General features: G+C 61.6%; 19 protein-coding genes. 10 read left to right on the forward strand and 9 right to left on the reverse strand.

Annotated elements, in window-relative coordinates; all coding sequences use genetic code 11:
• Nucleotides 1–27: 27 nt before the first annotated feature.
• The 8 genes from FDW83_RS18120 to FDW83_RS18155 form a co-directional block, all read right to left on the reverse strand.
• Nucleotides 28–792, reverse strand: coding sequence for an RraA family protein (locus FDW83_RS18120; RefSeq protein WP_138139468.1), 765 nt, complete (start codon nucleotides 790–792; stop codon nucleotides 28–30).
• A 63-nt stretch (nucleotides 793–855) separates the two neighbouring features.
• On the reverse strand, nucleotides 856–1,716 hold the full coding sequence (locus FDW83_RS18125) for an amidohydrolase (protein WP_171027615.1): 861 nt from the start codon (nucleotides 1,714–1,716) through the stop codon (nucleotides 856–858).
• A 1-nt stretch (nucleotide 1,717) separates the two neighbouring features.
• Complete coding sequence (locus tag FDW83_RS18130; protein WP_138139471.1) at nucleotides 1,718–2,512, reverse strand: enoyl-CoA hydratase; 795 nt, start codon at nucleotides 2,510–2,512, stop codon at nucleotides 1,718–1,720.
• A complete protein-coding gene (locus FDW83_RS18135) occupies nucleotides 2,509–3,723 on the reverse strand; it encodes a CaiB/BaiF CoA-transferase family protein (protein WP_138139472.1) in 1,215 nt (404 codons plus the stop codon). The genes FDW83_RS18130 and FDW83_RS18135 overlap by 4 nt, the downstream gene beginning before the upstream one ends.
• A gap of 27 nt (nucleotides 3,724–3,750) precedes the next feature.
• Nucleotides 3,751–5,094: an ABC transporter substrate-binding protein gene (locus tag FDW83_RS18140; RefSeq protein ID WP_138139473.1), complete on the reverse strand. Its 1,344-nt coding sequence runs from the start codon at nucleotides 5,092–5,094 to the stop codon at nucleotides 3,751–3,753.
• Nucleotides 5,095–5,114: 20 nt separating this feature from the next.
• Complete coding sequence (locus tag FDW83_RS18145) at nucleotides 5,115–6,005, reverse strand: carbohydrate ABC transporter permease (RefSeq protein ID WP_138139474.1); 891 nt, start codon at nucleotides 6,003–6,005, stop codon at nucleotides 5,115–5,117.
• On the reverse strand, nucleotides 6,002–7,012 hold the full coding sequence (locus FDW83_RS18150) for a carbohydrate ABC transporter permease (RefSeq protein WP_205754699.1): 1,011 nt from the start codon (nucleotides 7,010–7,012) through the stop codon (nucleotides 6,002–6,004). The genes FDW83_RS18145 and FDW83_RS18150 overlap by 4 nt, the downstream gene beginning before the upstream one ends.
• The gene (locus tag FDW83_RS18155) at nucleotides 7,005–7,898 is read right to left on the reverse strand and encodes an NAD(P)-dependent oxidoreductase (protein ID WP_138139475.1); all 894 of its coding nucleotides are present in this window, start codon (nucleotides 7,896–7,898) and stop codon (nucleotides 7,005–7,007) included. Before FDW83_RS18155 ends, FDW83_RS18150 begins: the two co-directional genes overlap by 8 nt.
• A 195-nt stretch (nucleotides 7,899–8,093) precedes the next feature.
• Between FDW83_RS18155 and FDW83_RS18160 the strand changes: the two genes are divergently transcribed.
• From FDW83_RS18160 to FDW83_RS18205, 10 genes are all read left to right on the forward strand, one after another.
• Nucleotides 8,094–8,819, forward strand: a complete 726-nt coding sequence (locus FDW83_RS18160) for a GntR family transcriptional regulator (RefSeq protein ID WP_138139476.1) — start codon at nucleotides 8,094–8,096, stop codon at nucleotides 8,817–8,819.
• Nucleotides 8,820–8,978: 159 nt separating this feature from the next.
• On the forward strand, nucleotides 8,979–10,169 hold the full coding sequence (locus FDW83_RS18165) for a fumarylacetoacetate hydrolase family protein (protein WP_205754700.1): 1,191 nt from the start codon (nucleotides 8,979–8,981) through the stop codon (nucleotides 10,167–10,169).
• A complete protein-coding gene (locus FDW83_RS18170) occupies nucleotides 10,166–11,122 on the forward strand; it encodes a C-terminal binding protein (protein ID WP_138139478.1) in 957 nt (318 codons plus the stop codon). The genes FDW83_RS18165 and FDW83_RS18170 overlap by 4 nt, the downstream gene beginning before the upstream one ends.
• A gap of 39 nt (nucleotides 11,123–11,161) precedes the next feature.
• Nucleotides 11,162–12,598 (forward strand): aldehyde dehydrogenase family protein, encoded by a 1,437-nt coding sequence (locus FDW83_RS18175; RefSeq protein WP_138139479.1) that lies wholly within the window; start codon nucleotides 11,162–11,164, stop codon nucleotides 12,596–12,598.
• A gap of 726 nt (nucleotides 12,599–13,324) precedes the next feature.
• On the forward strand, nucleotides 13,325–13,516 hold the full coding sequence (locus tag FDW83_RS19785; protein ID WP_138139480.1) for an IclR family transcriptional regulator C-terminal domain-containing protein: 192 nt from the start codon (nucleotides 13,325–13,327) through the stop codon (nucleotides 13,514–13,516).
• A 309-nt stretch (nucleotides 13,517–13,825) separates the two neighbouring features.
• Complete coding sequence (locus tag FDW83_RS18185; RefSeq protein ID WP_138139489.1) at nucleotides 13,826–15,082, forward strand: FAD-binding protein; 1,257 nt, start codon at nucleotides 13,826–13,828, stop codon at nucleotides 15,080–15,082.
• 59 nt (nucleotides 15,083–15,141) lie between these two features.
• A complete protein-coding gene (locus FDW83_RS18190) occupies nucleotides 15,142–15,477 on the forward strand; it encodes a hypothetical protein (protein WP_138139481.1) in 336 nt (111 codons plus the stop codon).
• 103 nt (nucleotides 15,478–15,580) lie between these two features.
• Nucleotides 15,581–15,799: a hypothetical protein gene (locus FDW83_RS18195; RefSeq protein WP_138139482.1), complete on the forward strand. Its 219-nt coding sequence runs from the start codon at nucleotides 15,581–15,583 to the stop codon at nucleotides 15,797–15,799.
• A complete protein-coding gene (locus FDW83_RS18200) occupies nucleotides 15,796–16,932 on the forward strand; it encodes a Vms1/Ankzf1 family peptidyl-tRNA hydrolase (protein ID WP_138139483.1) in 1,137 nt (378 codons plus the stop codon). The genes FDW83_RS18195 and FDW83_RS18200 overlap by 4 nt, the downstream gene beginning before the upstream one ends.
• A 41-nt stretch (nucleotides 16,933–16,973) precedes the next feature.
• Complete coding sequence (locus FDW83_RS18205) at nucleotides 16,974–17,258, forward strand: hypothetical protein (protein WP_138139484.1); 285 nt, start codon at nucleotides 16,974–16,976, stop codon at nucleotides 17,256–17,258.
• 49 nt (nucleotides 17,259–17,307) lie between these two features.
• Here the strand turns inward: FDW83_RS18205 and FDW83_RS18210 are convergent, their stop codons facing one another.
• Nucleotides 17,308–17,859 (reverse strand): MarR family winged helix-turn-helix transcriptional regulator, encoded by a 552-nt coding sequence (locus tag FDW83_RS18210; protein WP_240721047.1) that lies wholly within the window; start codon nucleotides 17,857–17,859, stop codon nucleotides 17,308–17,310.
• Between the last annotated feature and the right edge of the window lie 411 nt (nucleotides 17,860–18,270).

An 18,270-nucleotide genomic window follows, 5' to 3' on the forward strand; every position in this document is an offset into this window, starting at 1 on the left:
TGATGAGTGTTCAGCGGACGTCTGCCACTAGACGTTGGCGAAGTATGCCTCGATGGCTTCGATGTCGACGCTGCTGTCAGGTCGGTAGCCCAGGTTGGCGTAGTGCTTTTTGCGGGCGGCCATGTCGGCGAGAAGGATTGCGCGCGCGTGGACCGCGACTTCCTGCGCGACGTGCGCGGGGACGACTACCACGCCGTCGTCATCCGCGCCGACGATGTCGCCGGGGTTGACCTGGACGCCACCACAGGCGATGGTGGTCTGCGTTTCGATGGCCTGGATTCGTCCGGGGATGATCGTGCGGCCGCGGTGACGGGCGACGACCGGGCTGCGCTGGGCTGCCACTTCAGCGGTGTCGCGGCAGTAGCCATCTGTGATGATGCCAACGGCGCCGCCAAGCACGGTTGCCATGGCGTTCTCGGAGCCCCAGAACCCTACTTCGGGTCCACCGCCTGCGTCCATGACCACCACGTGGCCAGGCTTGAGGTCCTGGGGAAGGCGGGCGTGTGAAGTTTCGGCGAACCAGCGGCCGTGGGCGGCGACGATGTCTTCGGTGGTCTCCAGCTTCCACATGGGCTTATTGGAGGGGACGCAGCGGATGGTCGCTGCTTCGCCCCAAAAGTTCATGCCCAGCCAGAGGGGGCGGACTTCCGGGTCCATCAGGCCGATGTTGAAGTAGCCAATGCCGTCGAGGGCGTCGACCACGTCGCAGACCCGCAGGTGCTGGTAGAGGCTTGCGAGATTTTCGGGGTCGGCCTGGGCGTAGGAGAAGGGGGTATGGGCGGTGGTGGTCATGACGGAAGTGCTCCTTGTTCTGTTTGCGTTGTCGTGCTTATTTTTTGACGGACATCTTGGGGGTTAGCGGGCGGTGGCGGGAACCGGGAGTGAGTACCATCTCTCAGCGGTGCCACCCTTGAGTAGGGCCTGGTCGGCAGGGTCGGGGAAGACGTCCCGGACAACGGCTGACAGGTCCTGCCAGGCTCGTTGATAGTCGGCCTTAAGCAAGATGACAGGCCAGTTGCTGGCCATCATGAGCCGGGAAGCGCCGAAGTGCTCGGATACCCATGTGACGTAGGGGACCAAGTCCTCGCGCTGCCAGGAGCTCCACCGGGTGAGGACGTCAATGCCGACCGAGACTTTCACGGCAACACCGGGGCACTGCGAGAGTTCTTTGAGGTGATCGGCCCAGGGTTGCCATTCCCGGGTGTCCAGAGGAGGACGTCCGAGGTGGTCAACAACGATCCGAAGCTCGGGCACGGCGGCGGCGAGCTTGAGGACGGAACGGATCTGTTGGGACGATACCGGGACCACGTCCCATGCGAGTCCACGGCGTGCGATTTCACGGAAAAGGGATATCGATTCTTCGCTGGTAAGCCAGTCCAAAGGGTCCTGGGCTATGAGGGTACGCACACCGCAGACCTTGAGCGGATTTATCCGATCCAGTTCCGCGAGGGCTGCGGCGGGTTCGGCGAGGGGTAGCCATGCTACGACGCCGGCCACGAGGTCGGCTTTGGCGTATTCGGCGAGCCGGTCATTCTCGGCGGGTTCATCCACGGACTGCATGAGGATGGTTGCATCGATGTTTGCCGCGGACAGCTCTTTTTGGAGGTCTTCGGGGCCGAAGTCTGCTTCGAGTGCGGCGTGGTCGTCGCTACGCCAGGGTTGTTCCTGGGCGGCGGTGCGCCAGAAGTGGTGATGGGCATCTATTGTGCGGCTCACTTTATTGTCCTTTCCAAACGGGGTGTCGGTGTTCGAGGAAGGCGCGTACTCCTTCTTGAAAATCTGCACTGCCGTAGCAGAGGTGGAGAAGGTCATCGGATGGGACATCGGGTGTCGCTCGTTCAATCCGCCGACTGATTTCCTTGATGGAAGCGAGGGTCAGCGGGGCCGAGGTTGAAATCCGTTTCAGTAGCCTTCGGAGTTCACCATCAATTGCATCGGCGGGATAAACCTGGTGCACAAATCCTGCAGTTTGTGCGTCCTCGGCGGAAAGCATGGTTGCTGTCAGCAGTATGGCCATGGTCCTGTTGATTCCGAGCCGTTTTTGGAGCCGGGCTATGACCGGGGCGGGCATGCAGTTTCCCAAGGTGCGGGCTATCGGGGCTCCGAAGACGGACTCGGGCGTGGCCAGGACGATGTCGCACGCCGCCGCTACGGCGAGCCCGGCTCCTACAGCTGGTCCTTCCACCAGAGCTATGGTCGGTACTTTGATGTTTGTGAGAGCTTCGAAAACGGCTCCCACGCGGTGTTCGTACGCCACACCGTGCTCGCCGGTCGCGAAAGCGGTGAATTGGTTGATGTCAGTTCCCGCGGCAAAAGCTGTTCCGCCTTCGCCGCGGATGACCACAGCCCGGACATCGTCCTGTGTGATGAGGTATTCCGGAAGCGCTGCCAGGTGGTCGTACATGTTCCAGGTGAAGGCGTTCAGCCGTCCGGGGTTACGCAATCCCACCACGACGATGTTGTCTGCCGTCGTGATGGTCACCGAGCCTTCATCTCTCGTGATCGTGCTCATGCACCTGATCCCGTCGAGGAGCGGGCATGAGCGCGGATCCCGGCGAGGACGTCCTCGGTGTCCTCCCCCAGCAACGGTGGTGCCTTCCGGATTGTCGGCGGAGTACCGTGGAGCCTGAGGGGTGAGGCCAGGACGGGAAGGCGACCTTCCACGGGATGGTCAAAGAAACTGACCATCCCCCGTGCCTTGACGTGGGGATCCTGGTCGAGGACCTGGGAGTAGTTCCTGATGGGGCCGGCGGGAACCCCTTCAGCGAGGAGGATCTCGACCCACTCATCCGTAGTCTTCTCCGCGAAGACGGGTTCGAGCGCAGCGATCAGTTCTGCGCGGTGCGCCATCCTGCGGTTATTGTCGATGAACCGCTGGTCCTCGAGGAAATGTTCTGCTCCCATCGCTTTGCAAAGGTTCTGCCACAGTTTTTCATTGTTCGCCCCGATCGTGACATAGCCGTCACGGGTGGCGATGGCCTGGTAGGGGGCGGACATCCTGTTGGCTGAACCGAGGGCAACGGGCACTTCCCTGGTGGCCCAATATTCGGTGGATTCCCAGACCGAGAGGGCAACAGCGGTTTCAAAGAGTGACGTCTCGAGGTACTGCCCCGGCCCGTCCTCTCCCCTGGCGATAACCGCACCCAAAATGCCTATGGTGCAGAACAGGCCGGCCCCGAGATCCGCAACGGGAAGCCCGCACTTCACGGGTGCACCACCAGGCTCGCCCGTGATGCTCATGACGCCCGACATTGCTTGGGCAATGAGGTCATATCCGGGGTAATTCGCATAAGGGCCGGTTTGCCCGAAGCCGGAAATACTTGCGTAAATGACTCGGGGGTTAATGCTGCTGAGCGTGTCGTAATCGATGCGGAGCCGCTTGGCAACGCCGGGACGAAAGTTTTCCACCACGACGTCGGCGGCCGCTACCAGGGCATAGAAGTCCTGCAGATCGCCTTCTTGCTTAAGATCTAGGCAGACGCTGCGTTTGTTCCGGTTGAGGGAGAGGAACGCACGGCTGTCCTCCCCCTTAACCGCGTAGCCCCATGATTTCCGCGTCTGGTCCCCGGAGCCGGGCTGCTCAATCTTGATGACGTCCGCCCCCAGGTCTCCGAGCATCATCGTGCAGTAGGGCCCGGACATCACCTGGGTCAGGTCCAGGACCCGGATACCGCCGAGCGCAGTGACAGGCCTGGTCGGAGGACTGCTTGTTTGTTGTGTCATGACGATGCCATCCTGTGGTCGGGAAATTTACTGGCCGAGCTTGGCGTTGGCTTCATCGAAGAATTTGTCAGCAGCCTGGTCAACACTCATGCGCCCGAATGCGACTTCTTCATATGCACGCTTAAAGGAGTTCTCGAATACGGACTGGTAGCCGGCGGGAAAGACGATCGTGGGCGGGTCTTCGGAAACGATCTTCTTGTAGGTTTCCAGTTCATGCTTCTTTGTAGCGGACATGGACGGGTCTGCAATCTGGGCGTCGAGGACCTTGGTGTTCGTGGCCGCACCGTTGTCCGAGGCGAACGTTTTTCCTGCTTCGAGATCATTGGTGAAGTAGTTGATGAAGGCGGCCGCGGTGGGGATGTTCTGGCAGTTGGCCGAGACGGCGAAGCCTGACGGGTACAAGGCGTTCCCGGATCCGCTAGGTCCGCTGGGGTATGGCAGTGTGGTCAGAGCCTGGCCGGGAGCTGCGCCGGAGAGGGTCTTGCTCGCGGGTGTGAAGGCGTTGCCCGGGAGCGTGTCGGACATAACCTGACCGTGCGCAAGGTAGCTCTGGTCCGGGGCGGTGGGCTCTTCTGAGCTTTGCTGGGGTGTAACTGTCACACCCTTCTGGCGCAGGTCCTCCCACATCTTCCAATACTCGGTCAGGTCGCTCTTTTCGAAACCGAGCTTGCCCTCATCATTGAAAAGTTTCTTGCCGTTAGCCTGGGTCCAGCCAATGAAATAGTTGGGCCGCCCACCGCCGTTGTTGGAAGCGTTAACACCGTCGGGCATCTTTTCCTGCGCCTTGCTCAGGTAGGAGATGAACTCAGGCCAGTCGTATCCCTCGGACAGCGTTCCAACCCCTGCCTGCTCAGCCAGGGTTGTGTTGACGCCTACCGCATCATAGGCAGCCCCATAGGGCAGAAAGTAGAGTTTGCCATCCGTTCCGCGTCCCGCGTCGACGACGGCCTTGGGGATGTCAGCGATATCGATTGCTCCGGACTCAACCATGGGGTCCAGTGGAAGCAGGACGTTGCGCTTCGTGTAGTCATTGATTTGACGTCCCTGGAGCTGCACGACGCAGGGAAGGTCCTTGCTTGCGGCCTGGACGTTGAGCTTGTCGAAGTATTTCGCAAAGTCGGCGGACTGCCGGTCAACGGTGACCCCCGGATTTTCTGCAATGAACATGTCAATGACTTTGTTGGTGAGCTCGATGCGTGACGTGCCGCCCCACCAGGCAGCGGCGATGTCGCCCTTGACTTCACCCTTGCCGTCGGCGCCCGGCACGTCGGCAGCCGGGCCCGAGTTGGCGCCCGTACCTCCGCCGCAGGCGGAGAGAAGGAGCGCTGCTGCCGTGGCCCCTGCAAGGAAAGTTGCGCGTTGTAGTTTCACAGTATTTATTGCCTTTCGGTTTATTTGAGTCCGGTGGTTGCGACGCCCTCAAGCAGGAGCCGCTGGGAAACGATGAAGAAACCCACGATGGGAGCGAGGGAAAGCACAGACATGGCGAACAGGGGACCGAAGGCGCTTTCCGAGGTTGCATCCAGGAATGCGCTGAGTCCGAGGGGGACGGTCCACAGTTCAGTGCGGTTGAGGTACAGCAGGGGGCCCAGGAAGTCGTTCCAGGTATTGATGAAGGTAAACATCGCGGTCGTTCCGATTGCCGGCATAGCAAGCGGCAGGATGATCCTGCTGAAAATCCGGAAGTGGCCGCAGCCGTCGATCCGGGCGGATTCGTCAAGCTCCCGGGGCAGGGTCCTGATGAACTGGACCATGAGGAAGATGAAGAAGGCATCCACTCCAAACCAGTGGGGCACCACGAGGGGCAGATAAGTGTTGATCCACTCCAGCTGGTTGAACAGGATGTATTGGGGAACCATGGTCACCTGGGAGGGCAACAGCATCGTTCCAAGGAGCAGGGCGAAAAGGAACTTCTTGAACGGAAACTCCAGCCGGGCGAAGGCGTACGCGGTGATGGAGCATGCCACGAGGTTTCCCGCGATTGACAGGACCGTCACCAGGAAGGAGTTCATGAAGTAGCGGGAGAAGTTGAGGCTCCCGGCGCTCCATCCGCTGGCGTAGTTTTCCAGGGTGAATCGCGAGGCAAAGAGTCCAAGGCCGTTAAAGATTTCGTTTTCTGGCTTAAAGGAAGCGGCCACCATCCAGATGACGGGGTACAGCATGATGACCAGAAAGCAGATGATCAGCGCGTGCCGGATAACCGCCGTAAGAACGGGATTTGTAACCTTCTTCGTCGGATAAATTGTCCGGGCAGCCGGCCGGGTCGGTGTGGTGGTAGTCATCGTTCATCTCCGTAGTGGACCCAGAAGCGGGCGGTCCAGAAAAAGAAGGCGGAAAAGGCGGCGAGGACGGCAAGCAGCACCCAGGCCATGGCTGAGGCGTATCCCATATCCAGCTGGGCGAACCCTCGCTGGTAGAGGTACAGGGTGTAGAAGAGGGTGGAGTCCGCGGGGCCGCCCGTGCCGCCGCTGACCACATACGCTCCGGTGAAGGACTGGAAGGCATGGATGGTGCCCATGAGCGTGTTGAAGAAGATCAGAGGTGTCATGAGCGGGATGGTGACGCTGATGAACCTGCGGATGGCGCCGGCGCCGTCCATGGTCGCTGCTTCGTGCAGTTCCTTGGGGATCTGGCGGAGGCCGGCTAGGAAAATGATCATGGTGGATCCGAAAACCCATAGGGTCAAGGTGATGATGGTGGTGAGGGCGTCGTCGGGGTTACCGACCCAGCTGCCGTGTTCGATACCGAAAATTGCAAGAGCCTGATTGACGAGCCCTTGGGCGCCGAAGACGAGCCTCCACAGTGCCGCGATGGCTACGCTCGCCCCCATCAGCGAGGGGAGGTAGAACAGTGCCCGGTAGCCGGTGAGGAATTTCATATTCCGGTTCAGCAGGAGCGCCAGCAGCATGGAGACGATCAGCAGCAGGGGTACGGAGATCGCCACGTAGACCAGCGTCACTGCCACGGACTTCAGGTAGCGGGGATCGGCTGTGAACATGCGGGTGTAGTTCTGCAGGCCGACCCAGCGGGGATCGCTGAGGAGGTCATACTGCGTGAAGGACAGGTACAGGGAGTAGAGCATCGGCCCGAGCGTCAGCAGGATCATGCCGAGGATCCAGGGGATCAGAAAGACGTAGGCGGCGATTGCTTCCCTGGTTTTGCTTTTCATGATGCGCGATTTGGGCCTGCGCGTTTGCCGGGCCGAACGGGGACCATCGTCGGTGATGGTCCCGAGTGACTCGGGACGAACTGTTTCGGTGAGCTCCTTGGCTGCCGGGGCATCACTCATTGGTGTCGCCTTTCGTCTCTTGCATGGATTTGGACAGGCTGGCGTGTTGTTCAACCAGCCGGGGAAGGGTCTGGGCCAGAAGCGCGGCAAACGGCACGTCGATCTCGGCTGACCGGGCCGCTGTCACAACTTCATTGAGGTCTTTGCTCCATGGGCGGTCACGCAGCGGGGTGCCAAGGCGGTTGTATTCTGCGGCGACGCCGTCGAAAAACCCCCAGTTCCGCCCCACCCAGGTGTCACCTGTGCTGGTCGAAAGCGCCTCCAGCACGTGTGGTTCGTCAACCCCGTACGCAGTTGCAAGGGCCAGGGCCTCGTGTGCTCCGGCCAGTGCGGAAAACATCATGAGCTGGTTTGCGAGTTTGGTCGCGGCTCCGGCCCCTGGGGGCCCGACGTGGATAACGTCTGCCGCGACATCGTTGAGCAGTTCTTTCACCGCGGCAAGTGCTTCGGCTGTCGCACCGACCATGAGGGTCAGTTCTCCGCTGCGTGCTCGTGCAGCTCCCCCGCTAACAGGTGCGTCGAGGAAGTTCAGGCCCGCTGCATTGAACTGCTCCCCCAGCGAGCGGGCCGTCGCGGGAAGGATGGTGCTGTGCACGATCACGCTCTGATGAGGCTGCAGCTGATGCATCAGACCCGAGGAACCAAGCAAAATCTTTGTGACGGCCTCATCGTCGGGAACGGCGAGGCAGATGATGTCGTGGTCCTTGAGGTCTGTCAGCTCCTTTGCCGCCGTGGCCCCGGCTGCTGTGACGCCGCCAACGCGATCGACAGCCCTGTCAAGGACCGTTACATCCCATCCCCGCTCCAGCAGGTTCAGGACCATGCTCTCGCCCAGGTTGCCGATGCCAATGAACGCGATGTGTCGGCCGGTAGGACGCTCTTTCATGTGGCTAACCTCCTTGTTAGTGTGCGGGCAGGTCCCCGTGAAACCCAGCGGAGCCGGTTGGAAAAGGCGCGGTGCGATGTTGCTCCCGGTGTGATGTTGCTTACAGTTTCTGCTGCTGATAATGTCTATCGCATCTTGTAGACAAAATGCAAGAGACAAAAAACAATCTGTGGAACCGAGTCAGTGAGGAAGGCCATGGCATCTCCGACAGGAGCCCGCGGTAACGGGCGGAGCTCAGCAAGCAGGCTGACCTCGCTGGTTCATCCCCCGAGTCTGGTGACATTGGCGGCTGATGCGATCCGCAAAAAGATCCTTGCCGGAGAGTATGGGCCCGGCGAACGGCTTCTGGAGGAACGGCTCACCGAGGAGTTGGCCATTAGCCGGCCTCCTTTGCGCGAAGCGCTCCGGACGCTTGAAAACGAAGGCCTGATTGAGACGCGGCAGCGCAGGGGCTCGTTTGTCTCGACCCTTACGGACAAGGACGTGTACGAGATCCTGACCCTGCGTTCGACGCTGGAGCGGATGGCGTTCGAGCTGGGAATTCCGGTTAAGGACCCGGCGCTGCTCGGACCGGCACGGGCGGCGCTGCTGGATATGGAGCAGTCTGCCCGGGAAGAGGACCGGGGCGCCTTGGTGCAGGCCGGGTATGCCTTCCATTACGCACTGGTCGGCATAGCTGACCATCAGCGCCTCAACCAGACATACGCATCGGTCCAGCGCCAGTTGTTGCTCTGCATGGCGAGGAACCTCATCGCGCGCGAGATGTATTACGAGGATCTTGAGAATCATGTGGCCCGGCACAGGTATTTGCTGGAGCTGGTGGAGTCAGGTGACCGGGAAGCTGCTCTGGCTGAACTTGCCGTCCATGGGGAGCGGTCCTTTGAGAAAGCTGCCCCTCCGGCAAGCGAAGAAACCGGCTAATTCCTGCAAACTCCTGCTGAAATTCAAACCCTTCCACCGCCCGGACCCGCAGGCATTGATTCTAAATCCCGCATTTAAGTTGTGGCGCCTGGCTTTGAAGTCAGGACGCCCCTATAAGTCGCCGCAGATGCAGTGGCAAACGATGAAAGGCTTATGAACATGCAAGTACCCAGCGCCCAGGTCCTGCCCGATGACTACCGGAATGCGTTGCTGGTCGGCAGGGTTTTCGACCCTGTGGCTGGCGGGCCGGCTGTCGTCATTGCCCGCGGGGATGAGCTGATTGATGTGACACATATTGAACCGACAGTGTCCATGCTTCTCGAGCGTGCGGACCTATCCGAGCTGCTGGTGAACGCTGAGTCGGACAGGACCTGGCGTCTGGATGAAGTCCTCAGAGCCACCCTCGACCAGGACTATGACCGGGCTCACCTGCTCGCACCGGTGGACCTGCAGGTGATCAAAGCGGCCGGAGTGACGTTCGTTCAAAGCATGTTGGAGCGCGTCATCGAAGAGCGTTCTGCCGGTGAGCCCGCCAGGGCGGAAGCAATACGGACGCAGCTGGACGAGGTCATCGGAACCGCCATTGGCAACGTCCGCCCGGGTACCCCAGAAGCGGCCGCGGTCAAGGAAATCCTGATCCGGGAAGGCCTGTGGTCCCAGTACCTCGAAGTGGGAATCGGCCCTGATCCTGAAATCTTCACCAAAGCACCGGTGCTTTCGGCTGTGGGAACAGGAGCTGCCATCGGTGTACTGGCCCGGTCTACCTGGAACAACCCGGAACCGGAGCTGGCGCTGGCTGTCACTTCCACAGGAAAACCTGTGGGCGCCATGCTCGCCAACGACGTCAACCTCCGGGACTTCGAAGGCCGTAGTGCCCTTCTGCTCACCGAGGCCAAAGACAATAACGCCTCCTGCGCCCTCGGTCCCTTTATCCGGATCTTTGACGACTCATTCACCCTTCAAATTGCTAGGAGCCTGGACATTGAACTGCGTGTAACAGGAACGGCGGACAAATTTGAGATGAACGGCACCAGCTCGATGTCGGCCATCAGCCGCGACCTGCTCGACCTCATCCATCACGCATGGGGCCCCCACCACCAGTATCCGGACGGGTTCGTGCTGCTGACCGGCACTCTGTTTGCCCCCACCCAGGACCGCGGCGAAGCCGGAGCCGGGTTCACCCACCACGAAGGCGACAGGGTATCGATCTCAAGCCCCAAACTCGGTGCACTCATCAACACAGTAACCAGCTCCGAAACAGCCCCCGACTGGGTCTTCGGGATCTCATCGCTGATGCGCAACCTCGCCAGCAGGGGCCTGCTGCCCGCCCGTGAAGAGGTCACAGCATGAGCGCCAAAGTCGTCGTTACGGACCAGGCGTTCGGGAACGTAACCCGTGAAGAAGCTGTTGCGCGCCGCTTCGGCTCTGTCTTCAATGCCCACCAGTGCGTCAGCGAAGCAGAAACGAAGGAAGCCCTCGCCGGAGCCGCCGTCGCCTTTGTAAATTTCGCCCCAATCACCCGCCCAGTGCTGGAAGCGATGGCGCCTGGGGCGCTGGTGATCCGCTACGGCATCGGCTACGACAACGTCGACATTGCAGCAGCCCGCGAACTGGGGATCTCGGTCAGCAATGTACCGGATTACGGAGCCGACACCGTCGCAGACCACGCCGTCACCTGCATCCTCGCCCTTCATCGCAAAGTCAAACAGCTGGACTCCCGGATCCGCAGCGACGGATGGCTCCGCCCCAATGACCTGGGCTCAATGCCCGGCTTCTCACAGACGACCGTGGGACTCATTGGCACTGGCCGGATCGGGCGGGCAGCCGCGGCAAGGCTAAAGCCCTTCGGCTTCACCATCATCGCCCACGACCCCTTCGTAAGCGCCCCAACACTGGAAGGTACCGGCATCAAGCTGGTCCCGCTCAAGAAACTCCTGCAGGAATCAGACGTTGTCTCACTCCATGCTCCGCTCACCCCCGAAAACCATCAGCTGATCAACGAGGTCACACTCTCGACAATGCGTCCGGGTGCACTGGTGGTCAACACCTCACGCGGCGGGCTCATTGATGAAGAGGCCCTGGCCGACGCCCTCATCGAGGGACGGCTCGGAGGAGCAGCACTGGACGTCTTTGACCCCGAACCCCTGGCCCCAGGCTCCAGATTGCGAAAACTGGAAAACGTCCTCCTCACCCCCCACGCAGCCTTTTTTTCCGATGAATCCCTGGCCAACCTGCAGCGGCTCGCCGCAGAAGAAGCGGCGCGTCATCTCGCCGGAGAAAAGCTCCGCTGCCCCGTCACCTGAGCGCCGGTCCACTGACAAAAAACTTCCAAAGGATCTGGAATGGACACCACGCAATACCGTCATCTCATCGCCGGCCGCTGGGAAGGCGAGGCCGGCACCCAAAACATCAATCCCTCCGATACGACAGACATTGTCGGCATGACACCCTCAGCGACAGCGGAGGAAATCAAGGCAGCAATCTCTGCGGCGGATGACGCCCGCGAACAGTGGGCCCAAGCTACGCCGCAGCAGCGATTTGAGGTACTTGACCGGGCAGGCGCTGAGATCCTTGCCCGCGTGGCGGAACTGGGAACACTGCTGGCCCGCGAGGAGGGCAAACCCATTAAAGAGGCCATCGGCGAGGTGACCCGCGCCGGGCAACTGTTCAAATTTTTCGCCGGGGAATGTTTGCGCCTCAGCGGAGAAATCATTCCCTCGGTGCGCCCGGGAATGACAGTCGAAATCGTCCGGGAACCTGTCGGTGTTGTTGGCGTCATCACCCCCTGGAACTTTCCCATCGCCATACCCGCCTGGAAAATCGCCCCCGCCCTGGCCTGGGGGAACACTGTGGTATTCAAACCGGCAGGCAACACTCCGGGCTGTGCCTGGGAGCTGGCCAATATCCTCACCCGGGCAGGACTGCCCGCCGGTGTACTGAACCTGGTCTACGGCAGCGGATCACAGGTAGGAGCTGCGATGACTGAATCAGGGCTGGTTAATGCCATCAGCTTCACGGGGTCAGTAGGAGTAGGCAACAGCGTCGCCAAGGCCGCGGCAGAACACGGCATCCGGGTCCAAACCGAAATGGGCGGAAAGAACCCCATGGTCATCCTCGATGATGCAGACCTGGAGCTCGCGGTGGAGGTTTGCATCAACGGCGCCTACTTCTCGACAGGCCAGCGCTGCACCGCCTCTTCCCGCCTCATCGTCACGGACGGCATCCACGATGAATTTGTTGGGGCCCTGGAGAAGCGGATGCGAACACTGACCGTTGGCAACGCACTGGACCCCCAAACCATCATCGGACCCGTCGTGGACCAGACGCAGCTGGACCAGGACCGGCACTACATCGAACTCGCCGCATCCGAGGGAGGCGACGTCATCGGCGGTGAGATCCTTGAAAGGGCCACAACCGGCTTCTACCTCTCCCCCGCGCTCGTCAAGAGCACAACCCCAGACATGACCATCAACCGGGAAGAAGTCTTCGGCCCCGTAGCCTCCGTCATCCGGGTAGCGGATTACGAGGAAGCACTCAGCGTCGCTAACGACACCGCTTTTGGGCTTTCCAGCGGCATTTGCTCCACCTCGCTGAAACTTGCCTCCCACTTCAAACGCCACGCCCAAGCCGGGATGGTGATGGTCAATGCGCCGACAGCAGGGGTGGACTACCACGTCCCCTTCGGGGGCACCAAGGCCTCCAGTTACGGCGCGCGGGAACAAGGCAGCTACGCCAAAGAGTTTTACAGCACCACCAAGACCATCTACACCAACCCCTAAACCTCCCTACCCTTCGGGCACAGAAAGCAAAACCATTGGCATATACGGAACTCACCAGCGGGCGGACTGTCACCCCCGCAGGCGGCGAAGCACCCCACGACTTTCCCGCAAGCCCTGTCCCCGCCTCAGTCCCAGGCTCGTCCATAACCGATCTCCTGAGGGCCGGCCTCATCTCCGATCCCTTTGACGCTGACAACGAAAAAGCCAACAGCGGATCGGCAGGACCACTTGGCGCTACGAAACAAGCTTTGCATAGCAACCCGACGGATCAGAGCGTTACGACCTGGTCGCCGCGGGCCTTGACATCGACTCCGTAGCGAAAGCCTGCACTCTTGCAGATGCTTTCTTAGACGAACCCGAGCCTGACGATGAGCAAGCCGGCACAACTGGCCGACCTGACTCGCCCCACAGCTCGGCGCATCCTGCTTAGTCTCGTCCACCTAGTTTTCGCAGAGACCGACGGGAGGAATTTCAGTCTCACGCCTAAAGTCCTGCGATTAGGATTCGGTTACCTGGCCGCCCTACCCTACTGGGAAACGGCTCAACCGCACTTGCGACGCCTTGCTAAGGAATTTGAGGAGTCCTGCTCCATGGCACTTTTGATGAGGACGAGATCGTCTATCTTGCGCGCATTACAGCCGACAGGAACGTGGCAATCTCCCTAGCCACGGGCTCACGTCTGCCGGCATCCGCCGCATCCCTGGGTAAGGCCATGCTCTCGCATGGTTGCCGCAGCATGCTCTCGAAAACTACCTACAACGGGTAGAGCTGAAAGCTCTCACGCCAACAACCGTCACTGACCCTGAACGGCTACAAGAAGAACTGGCGAAAGTCCGCCAGAGGGGTTTGCCGTCGTCGACGGTGAGCGAGAAATCGGTGTGCGTACCAAAGCTCCTCGAAACAGCTGATGCAATCTAAGTCGACCTCGGATTTGCCGCCGTCAGCTAAGCTGCCCAATTGCTGGTTATGCTGGCAGATGCATCGGGCTGCGCCCAGTACGGGACTGCCCCGGCATGCAGCACAACTGCTAGACAGTTCAGAAACTACCGATGCCCGACTCCATTCCAATCGGCTCTCTGACACGCCTTGCTGGAGATCCCAGAACCCAACCTGACACTCAGCAACAATCCTCCGCCCTCAGCGAAGACCACCTACGCCACCTTGACACCACCTTTGTTAGCGCTGACAGTTGAGGAGGCCATGGCACCAACCGGGAAAGTGGAAGACTTGAAGAACTGGGCAGGAAACCTCGAATACGCCTCTACAGATGTGCACCGCCCCGAATCGGTAGCCGAACTGGCGGACGCTGTTGGCAAGGCCGGGCGCGTCAAGGCCCTTGGCTCGCGCCACTCCTTCAACCGCATCGGCGACACCGAGGGCACCCACATCCTTCTGGATGCCCTCCCCCAGTCCATCGAGCTGGACGCAACAGGGGGAACAGTCCGGGTCAGCGGCGGCGTCAGCTACGGCGCCCTCTGCCGTGAACTGGAACGCCAGGGCGTGGCCATCCATAACCTGGCCTCGCTCCCCCACATCTCCGTGGCAGGTGCCATCCAGACAGGAACGCACGGCTCAGGCGTCAACAACCAGTCCCTGGCAGGCGCGGTCCAATCTATCGAACTCGTGCGGCCGTCCGGCGAGCTGACCAAGCTCACAAAAGAGGACGGCGACGAGTTCCTTGCCAGCGTGGTGGGCCTTGGCTCCCTGGGCATCGTCACCGCCCTGGAGTTGGCGGTCAGCCCCAGCTTCCAGATGCGCCAGCGCGTGCTGGAGAACCTCCCGTGGGACAGGGCCCTGGAAAACTTCGAAGACCTGGTCTCCAGCGCCTACAGCGTCAGCCTCTTCACGGACTACGCGGGAGACACCGTCAGCCAGGCCTGGCTCAAAGCCCTCGACGGCGACCCGCAGCTGACAGACCTCTTCGGCGCCACCGCTGCCATCCGGCCCAGGCATCCCCTGCCGGACATGTCCGCAGAAAACTGCACCCAACAGCTGGACGAAGCGGGCCCCTGGCTGGACCGGCTTCCCCACTTCCGCCACGAGTTCACCCCCAGCAAAGGCGAGGAGCTGCAAAGCGAGTTCATCCTGCCGCTGAAACACGCACCCGAAGCCATCCAGGCAGTCCGCACCCTTGCGGACAAGCTGGCACCCGTGCTGTTCGTTTCGGAAATCCGCACCATCGCTGCGGACGAGTTCTGGCTCAGCCCGTTCCACCAGCAGCAGAGCGTCGCCCTGCACTTCACCTGGAAGCCGTTGCAGGCAGAAGTGGAAGCGCTCCTGCCGCAGCTGGAGGAGCTGCTGCGCGCCTTCGGCAGCAGGCCGCACTGGGGCAAGCTGTTCACCCCCGCCGGCTACGAGTGGGATCAGTTGTACCCGCGGTTCACCGATTTCCGCGCACTTGCGGGGGCGCACGATCCCGGGGGCAAGCTCCGCAACGCCCTCCTGGACACCGTGCTCGGCGCGCCCGCGGCACGCGCCCGCTGACTCCCGGGCACAATAACCACCGAACAATAGTTACACTGCACAAAGGCTAGGCTGGAGGGATGAAACACCGCCTTACCGCCCTGTCCGCCGTCCCCCTGATGCTGCTGCTCGCCGGCTGCGGCGCCGTCGAGGAGGCTGCCAGCAACGCAGCCAGTGACGCCGCGTCCAAGGTCGCCACCGCAGCGGCGGAGGAAGTGAACCGGCAGATTTGCGCCGTTGTCCAGGACGGGCTGGTCACCGCCGAGGACAAGCAGGTGCTGGCAGGGCTGGTAACCGCCGCCCGCACGGCAGGCGTTCCGGCAGAAATTACGACGCCGTTGGGCGAGATTGCGGAGGCCGGAGACCAGGTGCCTGCTGAGTCAGTCCAGGCACTGAAAGACGCCTGCGCGGCTTAACAATAGGCTGGAAAATACCCCTATAAACGCCCGCCTCCTGGTGCTACGGTGAAATGACGAACTAGTAAGCCTGTGATACTAATCACGCGCGAAGGAGATCGTCATGGCTGAACGAGGAAACACCAAGCACAACTCCGAGCTGGATGACCAGATGCAGCACGAGACCCAAGGGGTGGTGCGCGGTAACCAGCCGGCCCACGCGGAAGAGTTCCGTGAGACGGAGCCATTTCCGGATGACACGGACGCTGCGGAAGTGAGGGAGGCCCTCAACCCGGTCGCCTCACCGGACCCCCTGGACGACGATGAGGAGGGGGAACAGTGACCGGCAGCCTCAAGCAGTACGCGGACCTCTACCGGCAATCCGGCCCCTGGTGCACCGCCTACGTCAATGCCGGCACCGGGACAGTTGATTCCCTGGAAACTGCAGATGTCAGTCCCGGCAACGTCCGGACACAGCTCGAGGGACAGGGCGCAACCGAATCCGATCTTGACGCCATGGAGCAGGCCATCCAGCCGGCAACAGGCGTGCCGGCCCCCGTGGCCCGCTTTGTCCTGGTACACCAGGGCAAAGCAGAGATCAACGAGGTCCTCCCCGGGGACCTCGTCCTGCCGGAACGCGTCTCCGTGGACCCCATTCCAGACCTTCTGCCCCTGGTCAAGCACCGCCCGGAAGAACTCCCGTATGTCGTGGCCGAGGTCAGCCGCGAGCACGGGGAAATCCGGCTGTACCACGCAGGTGCCGGCGGCCCCACCAGCACCCGGGAAGTCGAGGGCGAACATGAGCATGTTAACAAGTTCCAGGGCGGCGGCTGGGCCCACCTCCGGTTCCAGCACCACACCGAGGATGTCTGGCGGCGCAACGCCGACGAAATAGCCAGCGAGATCGACAGGGTGGCCAGCAGCAGCGGGGCCCGGCTGATCGTTCTCGCCGGGGACATCCGCGCCCGCGGGCTCGTCCACGAGCAACTTTCGCAGGCAAGCCAGGTCCTCGTGTCCCAGGTGGATTCGCATACCCACACGGCGGGCGCGGACAACCAGCTCCTCGAAGACCAGGTCAACCAGAAAGTCGCCGAGCTCTGGGCCACCGAGCAGCAGGAGGTCATGGACCGGCTGGCAATGGAGGAAGGCCAGGCAAACCCTGAATCCGCCACCGGCATAGGCGCAGTTGTACACGCACTGCAGCAGGCGCAGGTGGACGTGCTGATCCTCAACGACGCCGCACTGTCCGAAAGGACCTTGCTTGCCCTGGATGCCGAACCCTGGGTTGCAGCAGCCGAGGAGGAATCCCTGGCGGCCAACGTCCTGGGCAAGGTTCCCGCACCGGCTGCCCTCCTTCGGGCAGCGGCGCTGACGGATGCCCGGGTCCTGCTGGTTCCCGGCCCGGTCCTGCCGGAAGGCGTTGACGTGGCGGCACTTCTGCGCTGGTCCACGGGACCGGACGTGCCGTCGTCGTAATCCAGCCAAGCTGCCAAACCAACTGATTGGAAGGTGCCATCATGACTGCAGCAGACGAAACCCCCGAGGCCCCGGGCGGCGTGATTATTCCCGGGGAGGACGCCCTTCCGAACCCGGACCAATCCGGGCACGCAAAGATGCCCGACAACGTGGACGACGACGTATACCAGGCAGCAGCCGAACAGGAACGGGTGGCAGCCGGGCTGGCTGACTATGCGCCCGGTGAGGTGCCTCCTGCCACCGATCCCCTGCCGGAAGAATCATCAGAAGAAGCAGACCTCGCCCAACGCGGACTGCTGGGCGACGACCGGAGGAGCCAGGAGTAATTCCTCCAGACTTGGCGGCCTCATGATAGGGAACCTGAACCGCATGGCCCTAGGGTTGCGGCTTCTGGTTCCCTTCGCCGTGTGCGCCTGTTCCGCGGCGGTTACTGTGCCGCCCGTGATGCGTCCGCCGCGCCGGGCGATGGTCAGGCGCCACGAACGGAACCACCTCCGGATGCCTGCCCGTGGGCAGGGCGCTGATGAACTTGGTCAGCTCGTCCTGGAGGACCTTCCACCCGATGGAAGGATCGTCAGGATAGGCGTTGATTTCCGCATCCCGTGCCGCTTCCAGCGCAGCCATCCCGGCCTCCGTCAGTTCCACCTTCAGCTGCCGGCGGTCTGACTGCTGGCGGGTGCGGGTGATGTGGCCTGCTGCTTCCAGCCGGGTAAGGATCCGGCCCAGCGTCTGGCTTTGCACCCGGATCGCCTCAGCAAGCTGCTCCTGGTTGAGCGGCCCGCCGGCCAGCCCTTCAAGTGCAATGACCGCAGCCCTCGTCAATCCAAGGTGTGCCAGCGCATCGTCCTGGCGCCTCTGGACCAGCCGCGCCGCCAGGGTGATCAGGCGGTAGCTGTTCCGGGCGTCTGGATCGAGGTTGCTGGTCATCGGCCGGGGCCTTCCTGTAGGTGGCATGATGCGGGGCGCCTGCGTCGCTACGCTCCTACAATAAGCATGCTTAGCATCATATTCGCAAGTAGGCTTACTATCCCTCCCGGTCGAAAGCGCAGAAAATCATCGCCCAACGTCATTCCCCCTTGCGCATCAAAAGCAAAGTGTGCTTAGTATCTAGTTAGTAACCTTGCTTACTAATCGCCAGCACTGCTGGTTCTTGTTGCCAGCTAACCCTTGATGAAAGAGAGCCCGATGACAGAGAACCAATGGCCCCAGACCCCCAACACCGCTGCGACCGACCCCTTTGCGGCACCGGCCACCGGAGTTGATGACAGCTTCGCCACCACTGCCCCGGGCACCAGCTCCGGCACCTCCAAGAAAGAAGCGGCCAAGGAGGAAGCGTCA

It is taken from the genome of Pseudarthrobacter sp. NamE2, from assembly GCF_005796205.1.
GTDB lineage: Bacteria > Actinomycetota > Actinomycetes > Actinomycetales > Micrococcaceae > Arthrobacter.